Here is a 22,392-nt window from a genome sequence, read left to right as displayed (position 1 = left end):
AGTACCACGTAACTTTATAATATCGCACATTATGACTAAGAAAAAATCACACAAGCCGGGTTCGGCAACTATAGCACTAAATAAACGCGCACGCCATGAGTACTTTATTGAACAAGAAATCGAGGCAGGACTATCCCTGCAAGGCTGGGAAGTAAAATCATTACGTGCAGGTAAAGCCAACATAAGTGATAGCTATGTTTTACTTAAAGATGATGAAGCATGGTTATTTGGCGCAACAATTACACCATTAAATGTTGCATCAACACATGTAATATGTGAGCCTATGCGCAATCGAAAATTGTTATTAAATGAACGTGAGCTCAACTCATTATTTGGTCAAATCAATCGCCAAGGTTATACTGTTGTCGCCCTTTCTTTATATTGGAAAAATGCTTGGGCGAAAGTAAAAATTGGTGTGGCGAAAGGTAAAAAAGAGTACGATAAACGCTCCGATATTAAAGAGCGTCAATGGCAGGTTGATAAAGCCCGTATTATGAAAAACGCCAATCGTTAATCATTGCGTGATTCATCGCGCTATGCTCAACTTAATGATGGCGTATTATTTGTGGTTTGATAAAAATTGCAGGGTTTTTTAACTCATTAAAGTTAAGTAAATTATCGATAACATCAACACAAACATGCGCCATACTTTGAAAATCCTGCGCAATTGCATCAATCGGGTAATAAGAGTAATCTAAATAAATATTGTAGTCATAAGAACATAAGCAAATTTTTTTTGGATCGAGCTTGATTTCCACCAAATAACTAAGCACTTCTTGTAACAAATTTCCTGATGGTGTAAAAATCGCTTTTGGTAATCGCCCTAATTTGTGATGTAAATTTTTTAGTAATTCGTATCCTTTATTGGGACAATAATCATCACTGACTAGCCAATGTGGATTAACGGTTAAACCAGCTTTATTCAGACCTTGCTTAAATCCTTCAAGCCTTGCATCAATCGATGTCAATTGTGTATCACAGCCAATAAAATAAAACTCATCTAATTGTTCGGCATAAGGTCGAATTAATTCAGCAACTGAATGCAATGATTCACTTGTAATAAAAGGTAATGAGGTGTCTTTAAGATAGCGGTCAAAAAACAGAACCGGAGTGTGTTGGTTAATACTCACATAAAATTCATCACTGTCTAAAGATGTCACCACAATCATCGCATCCACTTTGCGTTCAACTAAATTTTGGGCGACATTCACTTCGACATCTTTATTATAATGACTGCACGTAATTAATAATTGAATGTTTTTTTGCCGAAATGATGCTTCTAAATGATGCAAAAACATTGAAAAAAAAGAATTCGACATATCAGGAACAATCACACCCACCGTATTGGTACTGTTAGCTTTTATCAAACATTGACGAATATGAGATTGATCACTATATTGCTGAGCAATGGCTAATACCCGTTGTCGTGTGTGCGGTGAAATACGATATTTTTTGTCTCGTTTATTAAAAATATGACTGACGGTCGTTGCCGACACGCCAGCCAAACGAGCAATATCATTAATTTTTATTTTATTACTCGCCATTTACTCATCTCTCAATTATCGTGGTGTACGTTGTTGTTTATTCGGAAATACCGGATTATGGTTTTCCGATGGACTTTGATACCAATAAGCAACACTGGCAATATCATCACAACGTTCATATAATCTTATATCATCATTACCAATTTGTTGGAATGCAAGTTTGATATTTTTATGGAATGCGATTGGATCGGGTAAATGCCAACGATATAAGCCATGCATAGGTAGGCTATCATCACCAAAACCGTGTACGGGGTTAGAATCTCCTGTTTGAAAAAAATCACGCGTTGCATCACGATTGGTTTGATATGGATACCCCATAAATAACGTTTGGAAACATTTAGCCTTTGGCCGACCTTGAGTATCTCGGTTATGAAATGCCCATGCACCACCAAAATAGTCTTCTGAACCGGTTGAATGCTGAGTTGGGTAATTGCTATCATCATCTAGATAAAACTTAAACTCACCTTCTCCCCACCAATAGCGCTCAAGGGCAGTCAGTGCTAAGTAAGTACCAACATAATAACCATGACCTTCAACATTGTCTAATATTACATAGTCTTGCGCATAGTTGGTGACGCGTTGTCTACGCCATTGTGCATGGAAATAAAGCGGTGCCTCAAACGGTTTGGGCATAATGGCATAATTAATAGTGAAGAAGAAATGTTGTAAATCCGCTTCGTGCTCATTTTGAATTTCAATGCGCGCTTTTTTATTAAATGGCATTCTAAAATAGCTATTAAACCCACCTGTTGGATTAACAACAATTGGCACAGAATTAATATCGCATCTTGCCCCAAAACCATTACAGAAAAAATCCCCAATAGGGCTTTCAACGGAAGGAATTTTTTCATCGTCCCAATAGATGCGAATCACTACATCACGAAGCACAAAACTACCGCGATGCGTTCTATCAGTTAAGGTAAACCACATATGGCGAATCTCGGCCGGACCTGTGATTTGGGCAATGGTTACCGTTTCGCCTGAAGCAATTGAAATGCAACCTTGTCCCTTACGACTAGGACCTAATGCGCTGCTTTTCATGCACGATTGTCCTTTTTCACCAGTCATGTTTTCCGGTGAAATGGTGCGAGTTTGTTCAAAGTGAAATTGTGTTACAGAATTATATATGTTCATTGTGAATCCTTACTAACGTGATTAAATTCGATTAATGAAAATTAAAAACAGTGTTAACTTAATTAACTTCCTGCTCAGTTTCGATATTGATACTTTTCCTGTCACGACTTAGGAAGATGATGGCGAAAATCATAAAGCCTAGCACAACTAAACCAAGATTATTAAATGTAGTTGCCGCCCCTGCGGTATCATAAAAATCACCAACTAACGTTGAAAATAAAATGACCCCCACTGATCCTGCAACCTGATAACCAATTAAAAAAACAGTCGCAGATAAGCGAGCATTAAAGTTATTATCAATATATTTAAATACTGAAACCAAAATGGTTGAAATCTCTAAGCAGTGCATAAGCTTAATCACTGAGATAATTGCAATACTGCTAACGTGACCCGTTAGAAAGATACGAGAAGCCGAAATAAATGCTGCAAAAATCAATGCATTTTTTGCACCAACACGATTCACTACAAATGGTACACAAAACATAATGGCGGCTTCTAAAAAAACTTGGAAAGAATTTAAAATACCATATAAGCGATAACCATCATTGATATCGTCAAACTGTTGTGTGAAATAAACCGGAAATAACTGCTGATCATAAATATTATAAAGACTATAGGTTCCGAGTACATAAATAACAAATATCCAGAATTTTTTCAGGGTAAAAACGGAAAGGATCTCACTAAAACTGAGTTTATCCTTTTTCTGAAACACCGCTTCTGATGATTTACTCAAATCAGGTTTGAAGTTGAAATTAAGAATCATGAAACAAACACCAACTGCCGATGCCGCCCAAAAATTAAGGTGAGGGTTAAGACTAATTAAAATACCTGCAATAAAAGTACCAACAGCATAAGCAATACATCCCCATGTTCGACATTGACCAAACTCAAAACCAAACGCTCGGCTGATTTTTTCGCAATAGGAATCAATTAGCCCCATGCCAGCAATCCAACCAAAGCCTAAAAAGAAACTACCAAAAATCACTCCTACGTAGAAATTATGGCGTAATAGTGGCTCATAGACGTAAATTAATGCTGGAGCGGCGCAGGTAATAATAATACTTTGAAACCAGACAAGGTGTTTTTTTAGCACTAGTTTATCTTGGTAAACTCCATACATAATCATAATGATTAATGAAATAAAGTAGTTAAACGAATAAATAATGCCGGTCTGTTTTGCGCTTAAGCCTATCTCTTTACTTAGCCATATAGCATAAAAGGAAAAAACAAAACTTCCTGCTGCGTAATACATAAAACTGTAACAGGAAGCGAACCAATATGTTGGTTTATTATAAAATGCAGTTGTCATAATTTATCCTATATAGAGTGAACCACTGCAATTGAGTATGCAGAGCTAAAAATTTAGCTTTAAAAGGTTTATTAGATAAATGTGATCAACATCAAAGTTATTTTACTTAAGAAAAGTAAACAAAAATTCTAAGCTACCTAACGATCAGTCGTTGCTAAGTTTAGAGCTGGTCATGTAGACCGTAAAATAACGCACAAATTCTGTAGGTTGGTGTCATTAGCTATAAAATTAACAGCGCTGTTATCCGTTGGTCTCACCTTTCTCATTTCAATAAAGATTCATTACATTTTTTATGTGCAGCAGGATTTACCCCCAGCGAAGATAACTTCCACTCAAATGATAATGTGGTGTAAATTTGCAATGCATATTGGATAGATTTTAATGTGGATTAATTAAGTAAAAGGAATAACAGTAGATAAATCATTAAAACGTTTTTTGAATGTCAGAGTACCTCTGTTAAATGGTAAAAAATTATCGACAAGTTTATGCCAACCTATTTTTAAAAGGAGAATGCTTAAGTTATGCTTTTTAATGATAAAAATAACCGCTATTCAAGCGGTTATTTACTAACAATCACTGATTTTTTTAATAGAATTTAAAAGATCAGTGATAATGCTTTTAAACTTCCAGTTTAATTAATTTGCCATCCTGCTTCACAAATGTTTGATTAACATGAACATCAAGACTGTTTTTAACACAAAGTGGCTCACTCACAACATTATCGACAATAACGTTATTAAACAAAATACTTTGTGCATTTTCGATAAAAAATCCTTTACCTGCCTCTGATTTAACATCCTTAAACATATCAACTTCGCCGGCTTCGGCATTCATTTGCATTGATACTCGTACATTATCAAAAGAAATATTGGTAATGGGCGATTCAGGAATACCATATAAAAATCCAGCATAAGCACGCACATTTTTAGCAATAATATTTGAAAAACTAATATTATGGCAGGCTGGTGTTGCTTCATTTATTGGCATCGGATCTTTATTCCAAACAATTGGATCGTTCCCTTTTGGTCCACAGTAATAATAATAGTTCATCACAAAAGCTGATAGCACTTCATCCATAACAATATTACTAAAAGTAATATCTGAAATGGTGCCACCGCGACCACGACGTGTTTTAAATCTCACACCACGATCTGTTTTTTGAAATACACAGTTAGTAATCGTCACATTACGAATACTACCACTCATTTCACTACCCAATACTACCGCACCATGACCATGAATCATATTACAATTAGTTATTAAAATATTTTCACAAGGACTTTTGTCCGCTGTTTCCTCAGTACCAGCTTTGATTGCGATGCAATCATCACCCACATCAATATAACAATTTGAAATTCTAACATTACGGCAAGATTCAGGATTGATACCATCAGTATTAGGTGAATCAGCAGGATTTAAAATCGATATATTATCAACCACCACATTATTTGACTCCATTGGATGTACCGTCCAACTTGGAGACTGAGTTAAAAAGACTTTTTCAATCGTTATACGTTGGCAAAAATCAAAACCAATTAAGTAAGGTCTTGGATACCTTAGGCTATCACGATTATGACGGAAAGTATGCCACCATTTAGCACCATTGCCGTCAATTTTACCTCCCCCTGTGATAATGACATTTTCAAGATATTGACCATAAATACAGGGCATATACACATCTTGCTTTACCCCTTCCCAACGTGAATGAACGATTGGATAATCTTGCTCATTATCGGAAAACAATAAAGTCGAATTTTGTTCAATCACTAAAGTTAAATTACTGCAAAGCTTTATTGCGCCAGTCAAATATGTCCCAACGGGAACGATAAGGATTCCACCGCCTTGTTGTTCAATATGGTCTATTGCTTTGGCAAATGCAGCTGTGTTGAGCGATTTGCCATTACCTATAGCGCCAAAATCTTTAACAGATACCATTGTCATTGTTGCTTCCTTTTGTATTTTAGTGTGAACGGTAGACTTTAATCGTCTACCGTTCGCATTTTTTTGATAAGAAGGCCAGCTGGTTTAGCCTTGATTGTAAAGTGTTATAGCGTTACACCACTTTTTAATATCGCTAGATTTCTGAAATTATTTATTTCATTGCAAGTCTGCTGACCATTAGCAACCAGTACGATATAGTCAATAAATTCAATTAATAATTCTTGCATAGAGACACCTTCAATCAGTTTGCCAGCATTAAAATCAATCCAATTGACTTTTTTGTCAGCTAATTGCGAATTAGTAGCAATTTTCACCGTTGGTACGATTCCACCATAGGGAGTACCACGACCAGTAGTGAACAACACCATATGACATCCTGCTGCTGATAAAGCCCCGGTGGCGACCGCATCATTACCAGGTGCACTGAGTAAATTAAGACCAAGCTTTGTTAGTCTTTCACCATAGTTCAAAACATCAATCACTTCACTTCCACCAGCTTTTTGCGTACAACCAAGAGATTTTTCTTCTAAAGTTGTTATCCCTCCTGCTTTATTACCCGGAGAAGGATTTTCATAAATAGGTTGATTGTTTGAGATGAAATACTGTTTGAAATCGTTGATCATATGCACGGTTTTATCGAAAGTTGGCTCATCAACACAGTGCGACATTAAAATATTTTCAGCACCAAACATTTCCGGTACTTCAGTTAAAACACTGGTTCCACCATGAGCAATGACATAATCGGAAAACAGTCCCAACATCGGATTGGCGGTTATGCCTGAAAAACCATCTGATCCACCACATTCTAAACCAAATTTTAACTCACTCAAACGCCCTGCTTCGCGTTTATCTTGCTTCATAATGGCATACAATTCTCTTAGCTGCACCAAGGCACAAGCGACTTCATCGGCTTCTTGTTGAGCAATAAGAAATCTAACACGCGACTCATCATAATCACCAAGATCGGCTTTAAATTCAGAGATTTGATTATTTTCACATCCAAGTCCAATAACTAATACAGCCCCCGCATTAGGGTGTTTAACAAGATCTTGTAATATTAATTTAGTGTTTTTATGATCTTGCCCAAGTTGCGAACAACCATAAGGATGTTCAAGTACGGTAATTGCATCAATTTCTAATTGATTATTGAGCTCATCACAAAACTGTTTAACAATTTGCTGAGCAATACCATTAATACATGTTACCGTTGGTATGATCCAAAGTTCATTGCGGATCCCCACTTCGCCATTTTTTCGACGGTAAATGTTTACTGGTTTATCCGCTATTTCATGCAGTGCCTGATTTTTGGATAAATTAGGCAGATATTTATAATCATTAATATCACTTAAATTGGTTTTTAAATTATGTGAATGAATATGTTCACCAGTTTTAATTAAACAAGTGGCATGTCCTATTGGTAAACCATATTTAATGATATTTTCATTAGGCTCTATATCTTTAAGCGCAAATTTATGTCCTTGTTTGATCGCTTGTGGTAAATCGATGGCGTTTTCATCGATTATAATATTACTTTCATGTGCTTCAATATCAGATAATGCCACAGCAACATTATCTTTATTATTAATTTTTATATATTTTACCATTGCACCACTCATGTTATTTGCTACCAGTAACACATTTTTTAATAGCACTGCGCATTCCTTCTTGAGTAATGACAGTTAAATATTGTGTTAATGTTTGTGATAATTGCGGAATGCTGAGTAAATCACAATCCCAATGAGCACGATCACTCAGTACTGTTTGAACTAATTGTGCAAGTGTTTCATTGCCACTATTAACCTTCGCCCAGCCTGTACTGAAACGCTCTAACCAAATTGCTTCATCCTGTAATGGATAATTTTGATTACTTCTCACACCACGATAAAAAGCAATTAAGGCAGCGAAAGAGAAGACTAAATGCTTAGGTAATGCGCTTTTTGCTTTTTGATAAGCGAGCAACTGCGGAAGTATACGCGTTTTAAATTTGGTCATACTATTTAGAGCGATTGACAATAATTGGTGCTCAATAAATGGGTTTTTAAAACGATTGATAACTGACTGTGCAAAATCAACTAATTCTTGGTGTGGTAAATCTAAAACAGGAATAATCTCATCAAAAATGGTCTCTTTAATGTACTCGAAGATTTGTGAATCATTCATTGATTCACCTACCGTATCAATTCCTGCCAGATAAGCAACAGGAACCAACGCGGTGTGTGCACCATTTAAAATCGCGACTTTACGCTCTTTATATGGCTTAATATCATCGACAATTTTGATATTCATGTTGCATTTATCTAAGCGCAATTTCTGTGCTAACCATTGTGGACCTTGGATAACAAAAAGATAGAAGTATTCTGCTGAATCAATAAAGTTATCTTTATAACCTAATTCCGATTCTAATTCAGCCATTTGAGCTTTAGGGTAACCAGGTACAATCCTATCAACCAATGTTGAACAAAATACATTATCATTTTCTAACCAGTTAATAAATTTGTCTGACAAATTCCATTGTTTGGCATAGTTTAAAACTAAGTTTTTCAGTGCGTCACCATTATAATCAATTAACTCACATGGAATAATGATTAGACCACTTTCTTTGCTACCAGAAAAATGGCTAAATCTTTCATATAAGAAAGCGGTTAATTTAGCTGGATAGCTAGTAGCTGGCTGGTCAGTGAGTTTGTCACTTTCAACATAACTGATGCCCGCTTCAGTGGTATTAGAAAAAATAAATTGGATATTAGGATCTTTGGCAAGTTCAAGATATTGGTCATATTGTGTATAGACATTTATCTCAGTGTTAACCGAACGAATCATCCTAAATTCTTTTACCGTTTCATTGCTTTCATTTAATCCACGGATTAACGTGGTATATAAACCATCTTGCGTATTTAATGATGGTGGAAAGTCTGTATTAAGTGGACGAATAATAGCGACACCAGCATCAAGATCGGTTTTTTCATTCAAGATATCCAATTGCCAATCTAAAAAAGCACGCAAAAAATTGCCTTCGCCGAATTGTACAACACGCGTAGTATATTTAGCACCAGGAAAATCAACTCTGTTTAATGTTTTCATTACTATCACTCTAATCTATTAATTTAATTCAATACCAAAATAGTTTTTTGCATTATCAAAACTGATATTTTTGACCATCTGTCCTAATAATTCGATATCACCTGGTGCTTCACCATCTTCAACCCAACGACCAATCATACGGCATAAAATGCGTCTAAAATATTCATGACGAGTATAAGAAAGGAAACTGCGGCTATCGGTTAGCATTCCAACAAAACGACTTAATAAACCAAGTTGAGCAAGTTGGGTCATTTGGCGAATCATGCCATCTTTTTGATCGTTAAACCACCAACCTGAACCAAATTGCATTTTGCCTTGTATTGATTCCCCTTGGAAATTACCTATCATCGTACCCAAGATTTCATTATCAGATGGATTTAAACAATAAAGAATGGTTTTAGGGAGAGCATTTTGTTTAGCTTGTGCATCTAAGAGTCGAGACAATGGTTGAGCAATTGGCGAATCATTAATAGAATCAAAACCAACATCAGGTCCCATCAGTTTAAACATTTTTGAATTGTTATTACGTAAAGCGCCAATATGGTATTGCTGAACCCATCCACGTTTGTTGTATTCACTGCCTAAGTAGATGATAACCGCAGTCTTGAATTGAGCGATCTCTTTCGAAGTTAAATTTGCACCCGTTAACCGTTTAGTTAAAATTACATCTAATTCTTTTTCTGTTGCTTCTTCATAAACTACTGTATCTAAAGCGTGATCAGAAACTTTACAACCATGTGCAGCAAAATGATCCATACGTTTTGCTAAAGCCTGACAAAGTTGATGAAAGCTTGAGATGCTGATATCTGCTACTGTCGATAATTTTTCTATATAAGAAACAAAAAATTCAGAATCAATATTAAAAGCTTTATCAGGACGCCAACTTGGTAAAACTTTAATATCAAATGAAGTATCTTGAGCAATGGTTTTATGGTGAATTAAATCATCAATTGGATCATCGGTTGTGCCTACCATTTTCACATTCATTTTTTTCATAATACTACGCGCAGTAAAATCTTTAGTTTCAAGCATTGCATTACAGGTATTCCAAATGGTTTCAGCCGTTGCAGGTGAAAGCGTAATGTTATCGATGCCAAAGGGTCTACGTAATTCTAAATGGGTCCAATGATAAAGTGGATTACCTATCGTATGAGGTACTGTTTCAGCCCATGCATTAAATTTATCAAAATCATTAACGTCGTTGCCCGTACAAAATTTTTCTGGTACACCATTAGTGCGCATGGCACGCCATTTATAATGATCGCCTTTTAACCATATATCGTATAAATTTTTAAATTGATAATCTTGCGCGATTTGTTCTGGCGGTAAATGACAGTGATAATCAAAAATTGGCTGTTGTGCCGCATAATTGTGATAAAGTTGACGAGAAAATTCTGTATCAAGTAAAAAATCTTCAGTTAAAAAACGCATGTTATTCTCCATAAACCGTATTTATCTATTGGATTGCACATGCCAATGGCATGTACAACTTGATTAATTTATTGTTGTTCAGTTGTAGATGGTGCTTTTAATATTGTCCATACCGCTAATGCAGCTAAAAGATCAAGACAACTTAATATTACAAATAATGGACTAAAACCAACTGATTCCGCAACCGCTCCCACAATTAAAGCAAAGATAGTACTTGCAAGCCATGCCGCCATACCTGTAAAGCCATTTGCAGTTGCAACTTCATTTCGACCAAATACATCGGAAGATAATGTAATTAATGCACCAGATAATGCTTGGTGAGCAAATCCTCCAATACAAAATAAAAAGATAGCAACATAGGGATTTGCAAACAGCCCAATTAACCCAGGAGCAATCATTAATATGCCACCAACAGTCACAACTAATTTGCGTGAGTTAATCAAACTGACATTAAAATATTTTTGGAAAAATGGCGCCATATAGCCGCCAAGTACACAACCAAAATCAGCAAACAGCATTGGCATCCAAGCAAAAATTGCAATCTGTTTTAAGTCAAAACCATAAGTTGTAAACATAAATAATGGGATCCAAGCGTTAAAGGTTCCCCATGCCGGTTCAGCTAAAAATCTAGGAATGGCAATACCCCAAAAGCGACGAGTACTCACAATTTTATATGCAGGTAATTTTTCAGTATTTGAAGTTTGGTGACTTACTTCTTGCCCAGATAGAATGTATTTTCTTTCTTCTTCTGATAATCGTTTTTGGTTAGTTGGATGACGATAAAGAGCAAACCAAAATACCCCCCAAACAAAACTTAATAAACCACAAATAATAAATGCTAACTGCCAGCTATGTAACCATATTGCTCCGGCGACTAATGGCGGTGCTATCATTGCCCCAACCGATGATCCTAAATTAAACCAACCAACGGCAATTGATCTTTCTTTCGCTGGAAACCATTCACTTGTTGCTTTTAAACCAGCAGGAATCATAGCCGCTTCAGCAGCACCCACTGCTCCACGAGTGAATGCAAGACCAACCCAACTGCCTGAAAATGCAGTACTAATACAAAAGATTGACCATAATAGAGCGAATACCGCATAACCTACGCGTGTACCCAATAAGTCAAGTACATAGCCAGCTACAGGTTGCATTACGGTATAACAGGCTGAATAAGCAGCAACAACATATGAATATTGTTGAGTTGTCATACCCATGACTTCATTAAGCACTGGGGCAGCAACAGCAATTGAATTTCGAGTTAAATACCCAAGAATGGTGCCAATGGTTACTAACGCTATCATATACCAGCGAAGATTTTTTATTGCTTTGTACATTTTATGCTCCCTATACATTATAAATTTTGGCGCATATTAACATGTCAGTCAACTTAAAAAGTTGACATACATCACAGAACATAACAATTAACCACCATAAAAATCCGGTTGTTCATTTGTCAGTCTTATTGAAAAAATATCAGATAAGGTTACAAAAATTTAATCAAAGCTTGTTTAACTCTAAGCAATTAGATGGTATTTTAAGAACCAAACTAGAATTATGGAATTATTCAAACATTATTATGATCCAAGAGCAAAATGAACATCAGCGTCTTTATCAAGTTATCGCTACAGAATTAAAAAACCGTATTATTAATGGTATTTATTCTGTTGGAAGTAAATTACCGTCAGAAAGACTTATTTGTGAAGAATTAAAAGTCAGTCGTTCGGTGGTAAGAGAAGCGATTATTATGCTAGAAGTTGAAGGTTTTGTTGATGCTAGAAAAGGGTCTGGTATACATGTTATTGCAAATAAGCAACAGACCATCAATATAATTAGTGACTCACACGGACTTAATTTTGCAACAACAGGGCCATTTGAATTATTACAAGCCCGTCAATTAATTGAAAGCAATATTGCTGAGTTTGCTGCAACTCAGATCACAAAAGATGATATTGTAAATCTATTAGAAATTCAGCACAATGCCAAAAAAGAAGATCACTATCGTGACTCTGATTGGGATCTGAAATTTCACACCCAAATAGCCATGATTACGCGTAATACAGCTTTAATAACCATTGTTGAAGAAACATGGCGACAGCGAACTTTAAATCCTTTATGGAAAAAACTTCATGAACATGTACAGCAACAAGATATCGAAAGCTGGTGGGAAGAACATGATAAAATTCTTGAGGCATTAATCAATCGAGATCCCAAAGCAGCCAAATTAGCGATGTGGCAACATCTAGAAAATACGAAAAAAATGTTATTTGATGCAGCGAGTGAAGATTTTGAAACTAAACGCGATCATTACCTGTTTTCAGATAATCCAGTTGTCAGTATTAATGAAAATGAATTTGAATAAATATTCAATTTATGCCTTGTTCATCCATATTCTTGATATCAAACTAACCTCATATTTTATATAGAACAAGTGAATGATCGGGGCTTTTACTCGTGTTATTTTGAACATGACAAGTTAATATCAAAAAGAACTTTTTATACATAACAATAGGACTCAATCAAACCGATATGGCATAATAATACTAAAAAAGATTCAATAAATTTAAAATATAAGTTATGTTATCGCTTGTTTAGTCAATGACAAATCAGTACGATTTTTTTAACCTAACTGATTCTAGATTGATACTCAATAAACTGATCTTAGAAATAAATATTTATAATATTTTTCATATAAACACTGAATGATCATATTGGCAATATTGAATGGCATAATTAAGTTCAGATAAAAGACATTCACTGATATTTTACAGAGTTCTCATCTTTTATCTGATAGCTTGTTAAAAGTCTTTAAAATTGATAAAGTTCATTACTCATTTTATTAATAACGGTTTAAAATAAAAAAATAAATAAGAGACATAAATAAATTTTCACATCACTTAAATCATCTCTACAGAGAACTAACGTTGATCATCAATTGTTATACCTGCTGGTGGAGTAAATTTAAATTTGTCTGAGTCAACTTTGCCAAGTTTTTGGCTAAATAATTCATAGTCGCTACGTTGCCCATCTTCTTCAATAATGGAAAAGTTAGAAATCATGCCCGTTGGTAACACCGAAATAACAAAAACCTGATTAGATCCATCTGTTGGTTTTAATGTAAATGAATCTTGTTTACGAGTCACATTATAAACATTCCAAATGGCATTGTGGCTATCAGTAATCAGTAGCATCAATCGATTATCCACTGCTTTTTTTAAATCCATTACACTCACCTGCTCAACCGCTGGTATATAGACCCACATATCTGTTCCATCGGAAATAATTGAGGTTTCATCGGGTTCGTGCATTGTCCAATTAAAATAATAAGGTCTTGTAACCCAAAGCTCTCCTTTACCTTCTTGAACCATTTGGTTATCAGCAGTTTTTACCTCTTGAGAAAAATGTGCATAAAAACCATCTATTTTATCAAGGCGGCGTTGTAACAACTCTTTATCGCCAGCCCATACTGAAGCGCTAGCCAACAATCCCATTAACAATAAAAACTTTTTCATAACTCATCCTTATGTACTTTATTTGGCAGTATTGAAATCAACTTCGATAATTGAAATTACTTAAAATATTACTGTTTTTTAGTTAGAGGGAAAAGATATTTTCTTTTCTTTTTCACTAATTTCATTCAATAAGTATATAATACCTATAACTTTGTAAAACTGGACTCAATGTGTTATGCCTAGTATGTCTTTTGAATTTACGACAGAAGAATTTAAGCCGTTAGCGGCAAGAATGCGTCCTCGTACGTTATCAGAATATATTGGTCAAACACAACTTTTGGGTGCTAACAAACCTTTACCAAAAGCGATTACTGCCGGTAATTTGCATTCGATGATTTTATGGGGGCCTCCTGGGACGGGTAAAACGACACTTGCTGAAATCATTGCCCATCATGCCAATGCTAAAGTTGAAAGAGTTTCGGCAGTGACGTCAGGAATCAAAGATATTCGTGAAGCCATTGAAAGGGCGAAAATTAATCAGCAAGCGGGTATCCGTACCATTTTATTTGTTGATGAGGTTCACCGTTTTAATAAAAGTCAACAAGATGCATTTTTACCCTATGTTGAAAATGGTACCGTAACATTTATAGGGGCTACCACTGAAAATCCTTCATTTGAATTGAATTCTGCATTATTATCACGTGCTCGTGTGTATCTGCTTAAATCATTAACCACACATGATATTGAGCTAATCTTACAACAAGCGATAGATGACCCAGAACGCGGATACGGTAAATATAAAATTACCCTACCAGATGAAACCAAAAAACAAATCGCGGAATTTGTGGGTGGGGATGCGAGACGTGCCTTAAATACTCTTGAACTTTTAGTCGATATGTCTGATGGACAACCACTTACGCCTGCATTACTCAAAGAGATAATTGGAGAACGTAGCGCTCGATTTGATAATCAAGGTGATCGTTATTACGATTTAATCTCTGCTGTTCATAAATCGATTCGAGGTTCAGCACCCGACGCAGCACTCTATTGGTATGCTAGAATTATTTCGGCGGGCGGTGATCCACTTTATGTTGCTCGCCGATTGTTAGCTATAGCTTCGGAAGATGTGGGTAATGCTGATCCAAGAGCAATGCAAGTTGCACTAGCGGCATGGGATTGCTTTACACGTGTTGGTCCAGCTGAAGGTGAGCGCGCTATCGCACAAGCAATTGTGTATCTTGCTTGTGCACCAAAAAGTAATGCGGTATATTTAGCTTTTAAACAAGCTATGCTTGATGCGCAATCAAAGCCCGATTATGATGTTCCACAACATTTACGTAATGCACCAACAAATTTAATGAAAAAGTTAGGTTATGGTGCTCAGTATCGTTATGCTCATGATGAACCTAATGCATTTGCAGCAGGAGAAAATTATTTTCCGCCTGAATTAGCCGATAGCAAGTATTATTATCCAACCATGCGTGGTGCCGAAAAAAATTATCGTGATAAACTCGCTTGGTTAGAATCGCAAAATCAAGCCAGCCCTATTCAACGTTATAAACCATCCAAAGATTAAATCAATCTGTAAAATGGTCATATTATGACAAAATGATGACTTCCAATTATATAGAAATATATTGCTATTCATCATTGGGAAATACTTATAGTGCATTAAATTTAGTAACGCTTTCAATTCAACATTTGTTTACTAATATCAACTCTAAAGTCATGATATTGACAATTTATTGATTACCCTCAATCGTCAAAACCTATTGTTTTCCCTATATTTTCATCTTTAATTCAGCAAAAAGGCTATAACATTTTCTAAGTTACGATCCTAAAAGGCATTAACATTTTCAAGTATATTTTTAAAACTCCTGTGACTCGATACCGTTAATAATGGGTATCATTTACATTACGAAATATTACTCGGGTATGGACAATAACTTCTATTATTTTAAGCAAACAAAAAATTAAAAAACTTATTGTTTATTATGAATATATTTCATCAGATGTAAGACAGTGAATTATACCTATCATGTTCATTTTTACCTGTTAAAAAGGGTTATATCGCTAATATTTACTTTTTAAATACACAATAATTGACAAAAATTAAAAAAAAACGGTAGTTTTAGATATAATTGATCGACTAGCTATATTATTTTTATTATAATCAGCTCATTAATGATTCAGGTTATCGAATCATTAATTAAAATAAACTAATATATAAAACAAATAATTACATAATAAAATTAACAATTTTAAACATGAAAGTGAATACAATGATCAGATCCTTAAAAACAACTAGGTATGCTTTACTGCTATTACCTTTTTTTCAGTTAAGTTATGCTAACTTGACCATCGAAACAGCTAAAACAATACAAGGAACACAACCAAGATTATCAGAAGACTTAGAAAACGAATTACTAAATAATGGCGAATTAAAACAGTTATTTGGATTACGTATTGATCATAAAGATTATTATGGTGAAGAAGGGATAGCTAGCATGCCAGTTCCAATTAATCATCCATTTAAAAATCGATTTATTCCTGCACAAATTAAACAACCTAATGAAAATGAATATTTTGATAGGGACGGTGATAAATTATCGTACATTTTACCTGCAGATCCGTCAAAAGATATTAAAATGCAATGGTACTATACAGATTCAAGAAATAACGACATTGCCTTTACACCCAAAGACACTGATACATTTTGTTCATTGTCAGCAGAAGGAAAATTTGCGCCCTATAAAGTTAAATTATCTACAGATTTAGTTTTATTTTCTGAATCTGGTGATCCTGATCATACTACTTATCCTAATGACGTTATTAAAAATCAACCATCGGCAACATTTACTGTTATAGATGATATTGGCATTTGTTTTGCAAAACCATCATTAAGACCTAATCTTCCTTCAAGCGATAAAGATCAGTGGATTGCCCAAAAAGGGTTCAAAACTCAGTCAAATACAGACCCAACAAAAAACTTTCCAAATACCGGTTTTGTTGGTGCTAAATTTGAACTAATCCTATCTCAAACAAACCTTTATGCCAATTATGAATGGAATGTAAAACAGGGTAATGATCTTGTCACAGTTACCAAAGATGCTAGAACGAATATACCAACAGTAATCTTCAATGGACCTGATGCAAAAGATACAGAAAAAGCTTGGGAGCATGTTATGGGTGGCTCAGGAGATGGATATCCAGTTGTTATAGAAGGAAAAAACACTAAAACCGGTAAAATAATCCAATATGCCTTTACCATTACCAAATGGTTTGATACTTGGGAGCAAACTGTTATCAACAACATTTATTATGCAAAAATAGATACCGTTGCGAAAGTTGTTGCAGCATGTAAGAAAAAACCGGGTCATTACCGTTTAAGTCAAACTTCCGATGTAACGAATGCTATTGAACCAGATACCGCTAAGACTATTTATATTACGCGTGAAATAGGGACTTTATTTAGCGAATGGGGTGATGTGGATCAATTGAATTACCCAGGATCTTTTGCGCCGAATGTAGCAGGTACTTACAAATTCTTTTATGTAGAACAACCAAGTAATAACAAAGTTTGTGACATACATATTGATACAGGTATATATCATTGTCGTCCTGTTGACACAGAACTAAAAAATGCTGTCTGTGCATCCTATAGACCTTAATATCTAAATGCGGTAAATTCTATTTAAATCAAATGACCATCGAAAAAAGATGGTCATTGTCACTCAACTTATTATTCTATTCTTCGATACCTATCGTATTGTTTACTTCATCATCAAATCAATAAATTAATTTCTAATAACAATGCATTTTTATTAAAAAATTCTGTAATTTAATGATTGATAGAATTTTATTCATTTTAATGATCTATTTTTCAGTTTGATCTTTTTTGAATGAATTTAACAATACATATTGCGATAAAATTTACAGCATGTTAAATATCCTTGCCAATATGAAGATACTGAAGATAAATTGGTGATGGTAAATTGATATAAAACTTGTAACTCAGTTATGTTTCTGTAAATAACACCTAGCATCTATGAAAAGATGGTCATTATCAATTAAATTGTCGTTTTTTTCTTTTATCTCTTTCTTTAATTCATTTCTTACTAAAAATTATCAAAGTACTGATCAGTGACCATTAACTTCATTATCATTTTAGAAAGCTTTTCATTCGATTGTTAACACAATATATCCGTTAATCATATGAATAAATGAATGATTATTTAAATAGTAAATTCTCATATTTAATTTTATTTTCTTTTCGACTAAACTTAATAATTAAGTTATACTATTTGTAAATATAGAAAAGTTTATGTAAATAAACCTTCTTTTTTCCAATAAATATTTAATGAAAGAAATAAAATAATGAAATTAATAACTTTTAGCCGTCATATAAAAAGCATTACATGTACATTACTTTTGTTGCAATTCTCTACCAGCAGTTATGGATATTTTACATCTCAAACAGCGCAAACAATTCAAGGTAGTCGTCCATCTTTAACACAAGAAATGGAACTGAATATTGAGAATTTGGAGTTATTTGGTTTGAGTATTGATGAGCATAATTATTACGGTAATGAATTAGCGAATATGCCTGTTCCAATTAGCTATCCATTTAAAGATAAGATAAAACCAGCAAAAATTAAACAGCCAGACGATAAACAATTTTTTGATAGGGATGGTGATAAATTAGATTATCTCGGAGTTGATGGCGATATTAGTATGGTGTGGTACTATACGGATGCTAGCAACAGAGAGATTGAATTTAAACCAAAAAACAATGATACATTTTGTTCATTGGTCGCTGAAAAAAAATATGCACCTTTTAAAGTGAAGCTTTCTGCCAATTTAGTTTTATTTTCTAAATACGGTGATCCAGATAATAATACTTATCCTAACAGTGTTATCAAAACTCAGCCATCAGTAACATATACACTCATTGAAGATGTAGGCATCTGTTATGCAAAACCAGAATTAAAACCAACTGCCGTCTTAACTAGTGATAAAAAACACTGGGATTCAACCAATGGTTTTTTAACTCAATCCATTGTTGACCCAACAAAAAACTTTCCAACTACTGGCTTTTATGGTGCTAAATTTGATCTAATCTTATCTAAAAATGGCCTTGTCAATAATTATAATTGGCGTGTAAAACAAGGTAGTGAACTTGTTACTATTGACTATAGTAATGCCAATGTCGTAACCGTATTGTTCAAAGGACCAGATGCTCAAGATGTAAAAAAAGCTTGGGAACATGTTATGGGTGGATCTGGCAAAGGATATTCAGTTGTTATTGAAGGAGTAAATAAAAAAACCAATGTAGCAATTCACTATGCCTTTACTATAACCAAATGGTATGATGCTTGGCAACAAAATATTACCAATAACAATTATATTTCATTGACAGCTCCCGTTGCGAAAGTTATTGAACAGTGCAGTAAAAAACCTGGTCATTATCAGTTAACTTATGCTGAAGAAATAAGTAATGCTGTTGTGGGAGCGAAAAATGACGTGAAATTTACACGAGAAATCGGTAGATTAATCAGTGAATGGGGTGATGCAAGTCAAAAAACTTATCCTGGTTCTTTTGCGCCTCATGCAGGCGGAGCTTACAAATACTTTTATGTATGGGAACGAACAGAACAAGGGGGGAAAAAAGTGTGTGACATACATATAGATACAGGTGTATATCATTGTCGTCCCGTCGACACAGAAGCAAAAAATGGTGTATGTGTTTCAGTACCTGCACAAACACAAGAGTAATTTTTTTAAGCTCTATTTATTAATAGAGCTTTTTTTTAACTTTTAAATAATAACTTTAAACAATCATTCATAGATAAAGTCTTATATCCTCATATTTTTGTTATTTTAGTTATCATCTCGTTATCCTTATTGTATCATCTGAAAAGATTCATCATTTAAAATGGCTTTATCAATTTTAGCTGTTAAAATCAATAATATAAACTAAGTAACAAACATACTACATATAGTAATTAATTCATTAATAGGTACTATATATTGTATATTTTGACAAATATCAATTATTATAGCCTTCCACAGGACACATACGAAACCGGATGAAAAATGAACAAATCAATGCTTGTCACTAAACGAAATGGCAAAAAAGAACCGATTAATCTTGATAAGATCCATAAAGTAATTACTTGGGCAGCAGAAGGATTAGAGAATGTTTCCGTTTCGCAAGTTGAGTTACGCTCACATATCCAATTTTATGATGGCATTCATACTTCTGATATTCATGAAACAATTATTCGAGCTGCAGCTGATCTGATTTCACAAGAAACACCAGATTATCAATATTTGGCTGCACGTTTATCAATTTTTCATTTACGTAAAAAAGCTTTTAATCAATTTACTCCTCCCCCTCTTTTTGAACATGTTAAAAAATTAGTCGATTGTAAACGCTATGATAAACATTTACTTGAAGATTATACTCAAGAAGAATTTACACAAATGGATAAGATGATTGATCACTGGCGTGATATGTCTTTTTCCTATGCAGCAGTAAAACAGTTAGAGGGTAAATATTTAGTACAAAACCGTGTTACAGGTGAAATTTATGAAAGCGCACAATTTTTGTATATTTTAGTTGCCGCTTGCCTTTTTGCTCATTACCCAAAAGAAACCCGACTTGATTTTATCAAACGTTTTTATGATGCAGTGTCAACATTTAAAATTTCACTACCAACACCCATTATGGCAGGCGTTAGAACCCCTACTCGTCAATTTAGCTCATGTGTTCTTATTGAATGCGATGATAGTTTAGATTCAATCAATGCCACAGCTAGTGCAATTGTCAAATATGTCTCACAACGTGCAGGAATTGGTATCAATGCGGGACGTATTCGCGCTTTAGGTAGTTCAATTCGTGGGGGAGAAGCGTTTCATACCGGATGCATTCCATTTTACAAATACTTTCAAACTGCAGTTAAATCATGTTCGCAAGGCGGTGTACGAGGTGGTGCAGCTACCGTATTTTATCCAATATGGCATTTAGAAGTTGAAAGTTTACTTGTTTTACGAAATAACCGTGGTGTTGAAGAAAATCGAGTTCGTCATTTAGATTATGGTGTTCAAATTAATAAGTTGATGTATCAGCGACTGATTAAAAACGAAAATATAACACTGTTTAGCCCTTCTGATGTCCCTGGACTTTATGATGCATTTTTTGCGGATCAAAATACCTTTGAAACACTCTATCATCAATATGAACAAGATGTAACTATCCGCAAACGTGTGGTAAAAGCAATTGAACTCTTTTCATTGCTAATGCAAGAACGTGCATCTACTGGTCGAATCTATGTGCAAAATGTTGATCATTGTAATACTCATAGTCCATTCAATGCACAATTAGCACCAGTGCACCAATCGAATTTATGTATGGAAATTGCGCTACCAACTAAGCCCCTTAATAATGTTAATGATGAAAAAGGAGAAATTGCGCTTTGTACCTTGTCCGCTTTCAATCTAGGTAAAATTGATTCTCTTGATGATTTTGACGAATTAGCTGATCTTACCGTACGAGCACTTGATTCACTGCTCGACTATCAAGATTATCCCGTACCCGCTGCCCGTAACTCATCTATCAATCGACGAACGTTAGGTATTGGCGTAATTAACTATGCCTATTATTTAGCTAAACATGGAGTCAAATATTCCGACGGCAGTGCCAATCATTTAACCCACCGCACGTTTGAAGCAATGCAATATTATTTGTTAAAAGCGTCTAATAATTTAGCAAAAGAAAAAGGTGCTTGCTCACTTTTTAATGAAACAACCTACTCGCAAGGTATTTTACCGATTGATACTTATAAAAGAGATTTAGACACTATTTGCAAAGAACCATTACATTATGATTGGGAATCATTACGTGAATCAATAAAAACTTATGGTTTACGTAACTCGACCTTATCAGCATTAATGCCGTCAGAAACATCATCACAAATTTCGAATGCGACTAATGGTATTGAACCTCCTCGTGGTTATATCAGTGTTAAAGCATCTAAAGATGGTATTTTAAGACAAGTCGTGCCGGATTATGAGAATCTAAAAAATGCATATGAACTGCTATGGCAAATACCAAATAACACAGGTTATTTGCATTTAGTTGGTATTATGCAGAAATTTATAGATCAATCCATTTCTGCTAATACCAATTATGATCCAACTAAATTCCAAAATGATAAAGTACCCATGAAACAATTATTAGCTGATTTACTGACAGCTTATAAATTTGGTGTAAAAACACTCTATTATCATAATACACGTGATGGCGCTGAAGACATTCAAGGTGATATCCCATTAACTGAAAGTGATGATGGCTGTGAAGGTGGAGCTTGTAAAATTTAGTTAACTTTTATTATTGAAAGATTGATACTTGATATCGTATTTAGGGGGGAAGCTAATAACCCCTAATGATTTCCCCCCTCTTTTCTAATGACGAAAGGTGGCGGTAAAAGCAACCAAC

15 protein-coding genes are annotated in these 22,392 nt (G+C 34.5%); 6 read left to right on the top strand and 9 right to left on the bottom strand.

Going from position 1 to position 22,392, the window contains the following annotated elements; all coding sequences use genetic code 11:
• The first annotated feature begins 31 nt into the window (after window positions 1-31).
• Window positions 32-514 carry an SsrA-binding protein SmpB gene (gene smpB, locus J3U19_RS00410; protein ID WP_267345157.1) on the top strand — a complete coding sequence of 161 codons (483 nt, stop codon included), beginning with the start codon at window positions 32-34 and terminating at the stop codon, window positions 512-514.
• 31 nt (window positions 515-545) lie between these two features.
• Here smpB and J3U19_RS00405 read toward each other — a convergent pair whose 3' ends face one another.
• From J3U19_RS00405 to J3U19_RS00370, 8 genes are all read right to left on the bottom strand, one after another.
• Entirely contained in the window at window positions 546-1,544 is a 999-nt protein-coding gene (locus J3U19_RS00405) for a substrate-binding domain-containing protein (protein ID WP_267339613.1), read from the bottom strand.
• 15 nt (window positions 1,545-1,559) lie between these two features.
• Window positions 1,560-2,678 (bottom strand): glycoside hydrolase family 172 protein, encoded by a 1,119-nt coding sequence (locus tag J3U19_RS00400; protein WP_267339614.1) that lies wholly within the window; start codon window positions 2,676-2,678, stop codon window positions 1,560-1,562.
• Between the two features lie 58 nt (window positions 2,679-2,736).
• Window positions 2,737-3,987: an oligosaccharide MFS transporter gene (locus J3U19_RS00395; RefSeq protein ID WP_267339615.1), complete on the bottom strand. Its 1,251-nt coding sequence runs from the start codon at window positions 3,985-3,987 to the stop codon at window positions 2,737-2,739.
• 618 nt (window positions 3,988-4,605) lie between these two features.
• Window positions 4,606-5,922, bottom strand: a complete 1,317-nt coding sequence (locus tag J3U19_RS00390; protein WP_416380282.1) for a glycoside hydrolase family 28 protein — start codon at window positions 5,920-5,922, stop codon at window positions 4,606-4,608.
• A gap of 110 nt (window positions 5,923-6,032) precedes the next feature.
• Window positions 6,033-7,532: a UxaA family hydrolase gene (locus J3U19_RS00385; RefSeq protein WP_267345284.1), complete on the bottom strand. Its 1,500-nt coding sequence runs from the start codon at window positions 7,530-7,532 to the stop codon at window positions 6,033-6,035.
• Window positions 7,533-7,545: 13 nt separating this feature from the next.
• Window positions 7,546-9,009, bottom strand: coding sequence for a tagaturonate reductase (locus J3U19_RS00380; RefSeq protein ID WP_267345155.1), 1,464 nt, complete (start codon window positions 9,007-9,009; stop codon window positions 7,546-7,548).
• A gap of 18 nt (window positions 9,010-9,027) precedes the next feature.
• Window positions 9,028-10,440 (bottom strand): glucuronate isomerase, encoded by a 1,413-nt coding sequence (gene uxaC, locus J3U19_RS00375; protein WP_267345154.1) that lies wholly within the window; start codon window positions 10,438-10,440, stop codon window positions 9,028-9,030.
• A 68-nt stretch (window positions 10,441-10,508) separates the two neighbouring features.
• On the bottom strand, window positions 10,509-11,777 hold the full coding sequence (locus J3U19_RS00370) for an MFS transporter (RefSeq protein WP_267339619.1): 1,269 nt from the start codon (window positions 11,775-11,777) through the stop codon (window positions 10,509-10,511).
• A 242-nt stretch (window positions 11,778-12,019) separates the two neighbouring features.
• On the opposite strand from J3U19_RS00370, the gene exuR reads away from it, so the two are divergent.
• The gene (gene exuR / locus J3U19_RS00365) at window positions 12,020-12,802 is read left to right on the top strand and encodes a transcriptional regulator ExuR (protein WP_416380283.1); all 783 of its coding nucleotides are present in this window, start codon (window positions 12,020-12,022) and stop codon (window positions 12,800-12,802) included.
• Window positions 12,803-13,358: 556 nt separating this feature from the next.
• Here the strand turns inward: exuR and lolA are convergent.
• Window positions 13,359-13,952 (bottom strand): outer membrane lipoprotein chaperone LolA, encoded by a 594-nt coding sequence (gene lolA, locus J3U19_RS00360; protein ID WP_267339622.1) that lies wholly within the window; start codon window positions 13,950-13,952, stop codon window positions 13,359-13,361.
• 175 nt (window positions 13,953-14,127) lie between these two features.
• On the opposite strand from lolA, the gene J3U19_RS00355 reads away from it, so the two are divergent.
• The 4 genes from J3U19_RS00355 (at window position 14,128) to nrdA (ending at window position 22,274) form a co-directional block, all read left to right on the top strand.
• Window positions 14,128-15,468: a replication-associated recombination protein A gene (locus J3U19_RS00355; protein ID WP_267339623.1), complete on the top strand. Its 1,341-nt coding sequence runs from the start codon at window positions 14,128-14,130 to the stop codon at window positions 15,466-15,468.
• A gap of 706 nt (window positions 15,469-16,174) precedes the next feature.
• Complete coding sequence (locus J3U19_RS00350) at window positions 16,175-17,563, top strand: hypothetical protein (protein WP_267339624.1); 1,389 nt, start codon at window positions 16,175-16,177, stop codon at window positions 17,561-17,563.
• Window positions 17,564-18,269: 706 nt separating this feature from the next.
• Entirely contained in the window at window positions 18,270-19,667 is a 1,398-nt protein-coding gene (locus tag J3U19_RS00345) for a hypothetical protein (protein ID WP_267339625.1), read from the top strand.
• 321 nt (window positions 19,668-19,988) lie between these two features.
• Complete coding sequence (nrdA, locus tag J3U19_RS00340; protein ID WP_267339626.1) at window positions 19,989-22,274, top strand: class 1a ribonucleoside-diphosphate reductase subunit alpha; 2,286 nt, start codon at window positions 19,989-19,991, stop codon at window positions 22,272-22,274.
• The last annotated feature ends 118 nt before the right edge of the window (window positions 22,275-22,392 follow it).

Origin of the sequence: Gilliamella sp. B2828, from assembly GCF_026537125.1 — a bacterium.
Lineage (GTDB): Bacteria > Pseudomonadota > Gammaproteobacteria > Enterobacterales > Orbaceae > Gilliamella.
This window is presented reverse-complemented; position numbering and strand designations above follow the sequence as displayed.

Coding starts and splice junctions, on each gene's coding strand:
- J3U19_RS00370 (WP_267339619.1), bottom strand. CDS start 11,777: ATGTACAAAGCAATAAAAAATCTTCGCTGGTATATGATAGCGTTAGTA.
- nrdA (WP_267339626.1), top strand. CDS start 19,989: ATGAACAAATCAATGCTTGTCACTAAACGAAATGGCAAAAAAGAACCG.
- exuR (WP_416380283.1), top strand. CDS start 12,020: ATGATCCAAGAGCAAAATGAACATCAGCGTCTTTATCAAGTTATCGCT.
- J3U19_RS00390 (WP_416380282.1), bottom strand. CDS start 5,922: ATGGTATCTGTTAAAGATTTTGGCGCTATAGGTAATGGCAAATCGCTC.
- J3U19_RS00405 (WP_267339613.1), bottom strand. CDS start 1,544: ATGGCGAGTAATAAAATAAAAATTAATGATATTGCTCGTTTGGCTGGC.
- J3U19_RS00400 (WP_267339614.1), bottom strand. CDS start 2,678: ATGAACATATATAATTCTGTAACACAATTTCACTTTGAACAAACTCGC.
- J3U19_RS00380 (WP_267345155.1), bottom strand. CDS start 9,009: ATGAAAACATTAAACAGAGTTGATTTTCCTGGTGCTAAATATACTACG.
- uxaC (WP_267345154.1), bottom strand. CDS start 10,440: ATGCGTTTTTTAACTGAAGATTTTTTACTTGATACAGAATTTTCTCGT.
- smpB (WP_267345157.1), top strand. CDS start 32: ATGACTAAGAAAAAATCACACAAGCCGGGTTCGGCAACTATAGCACTA.
- J3U19_RS00395 (WP_267339615.1), bottom strand. CDS start 3,987: ATGACAACTGCATTTTATAATAAACCAACATATTGGTTCGCTTCCTGT.
- J3U19_RS00345 (WP_267339625.1), top strand. CDS start 18,270: ATGAAATTAATAACTTTTAGCCGTCATATAAAAAGCATTACATGTACA.
- lolA (WP_267339622.1), bottom strand. CDS start 13,952: ATGAAAAAGTTTTTATTGTTAATGGGATTGTTGGCTAGCGCTTCAGTA.
- J3U19_RS00355 (WP_267339623.1), top strand. CDS start 14,128: ATGCCTAGTATGTCTTTTGAATTTACGACAGAAGAATTTAAGCCGTTA.
- J3U19_RS00385 (WP_267345284.1), bottom strand. CDS start 7,532: ATGGTAAAATATATAAAAATTAATAATAAAGATAATGTTGCTGTGGCA.
- J3U19_RS00350 (WP_267339624.1), top strand. CDS start 16,175: ATGATCAGATCCTTAAAAACAACTAGGTATGCTTTACTGCTATTACCT.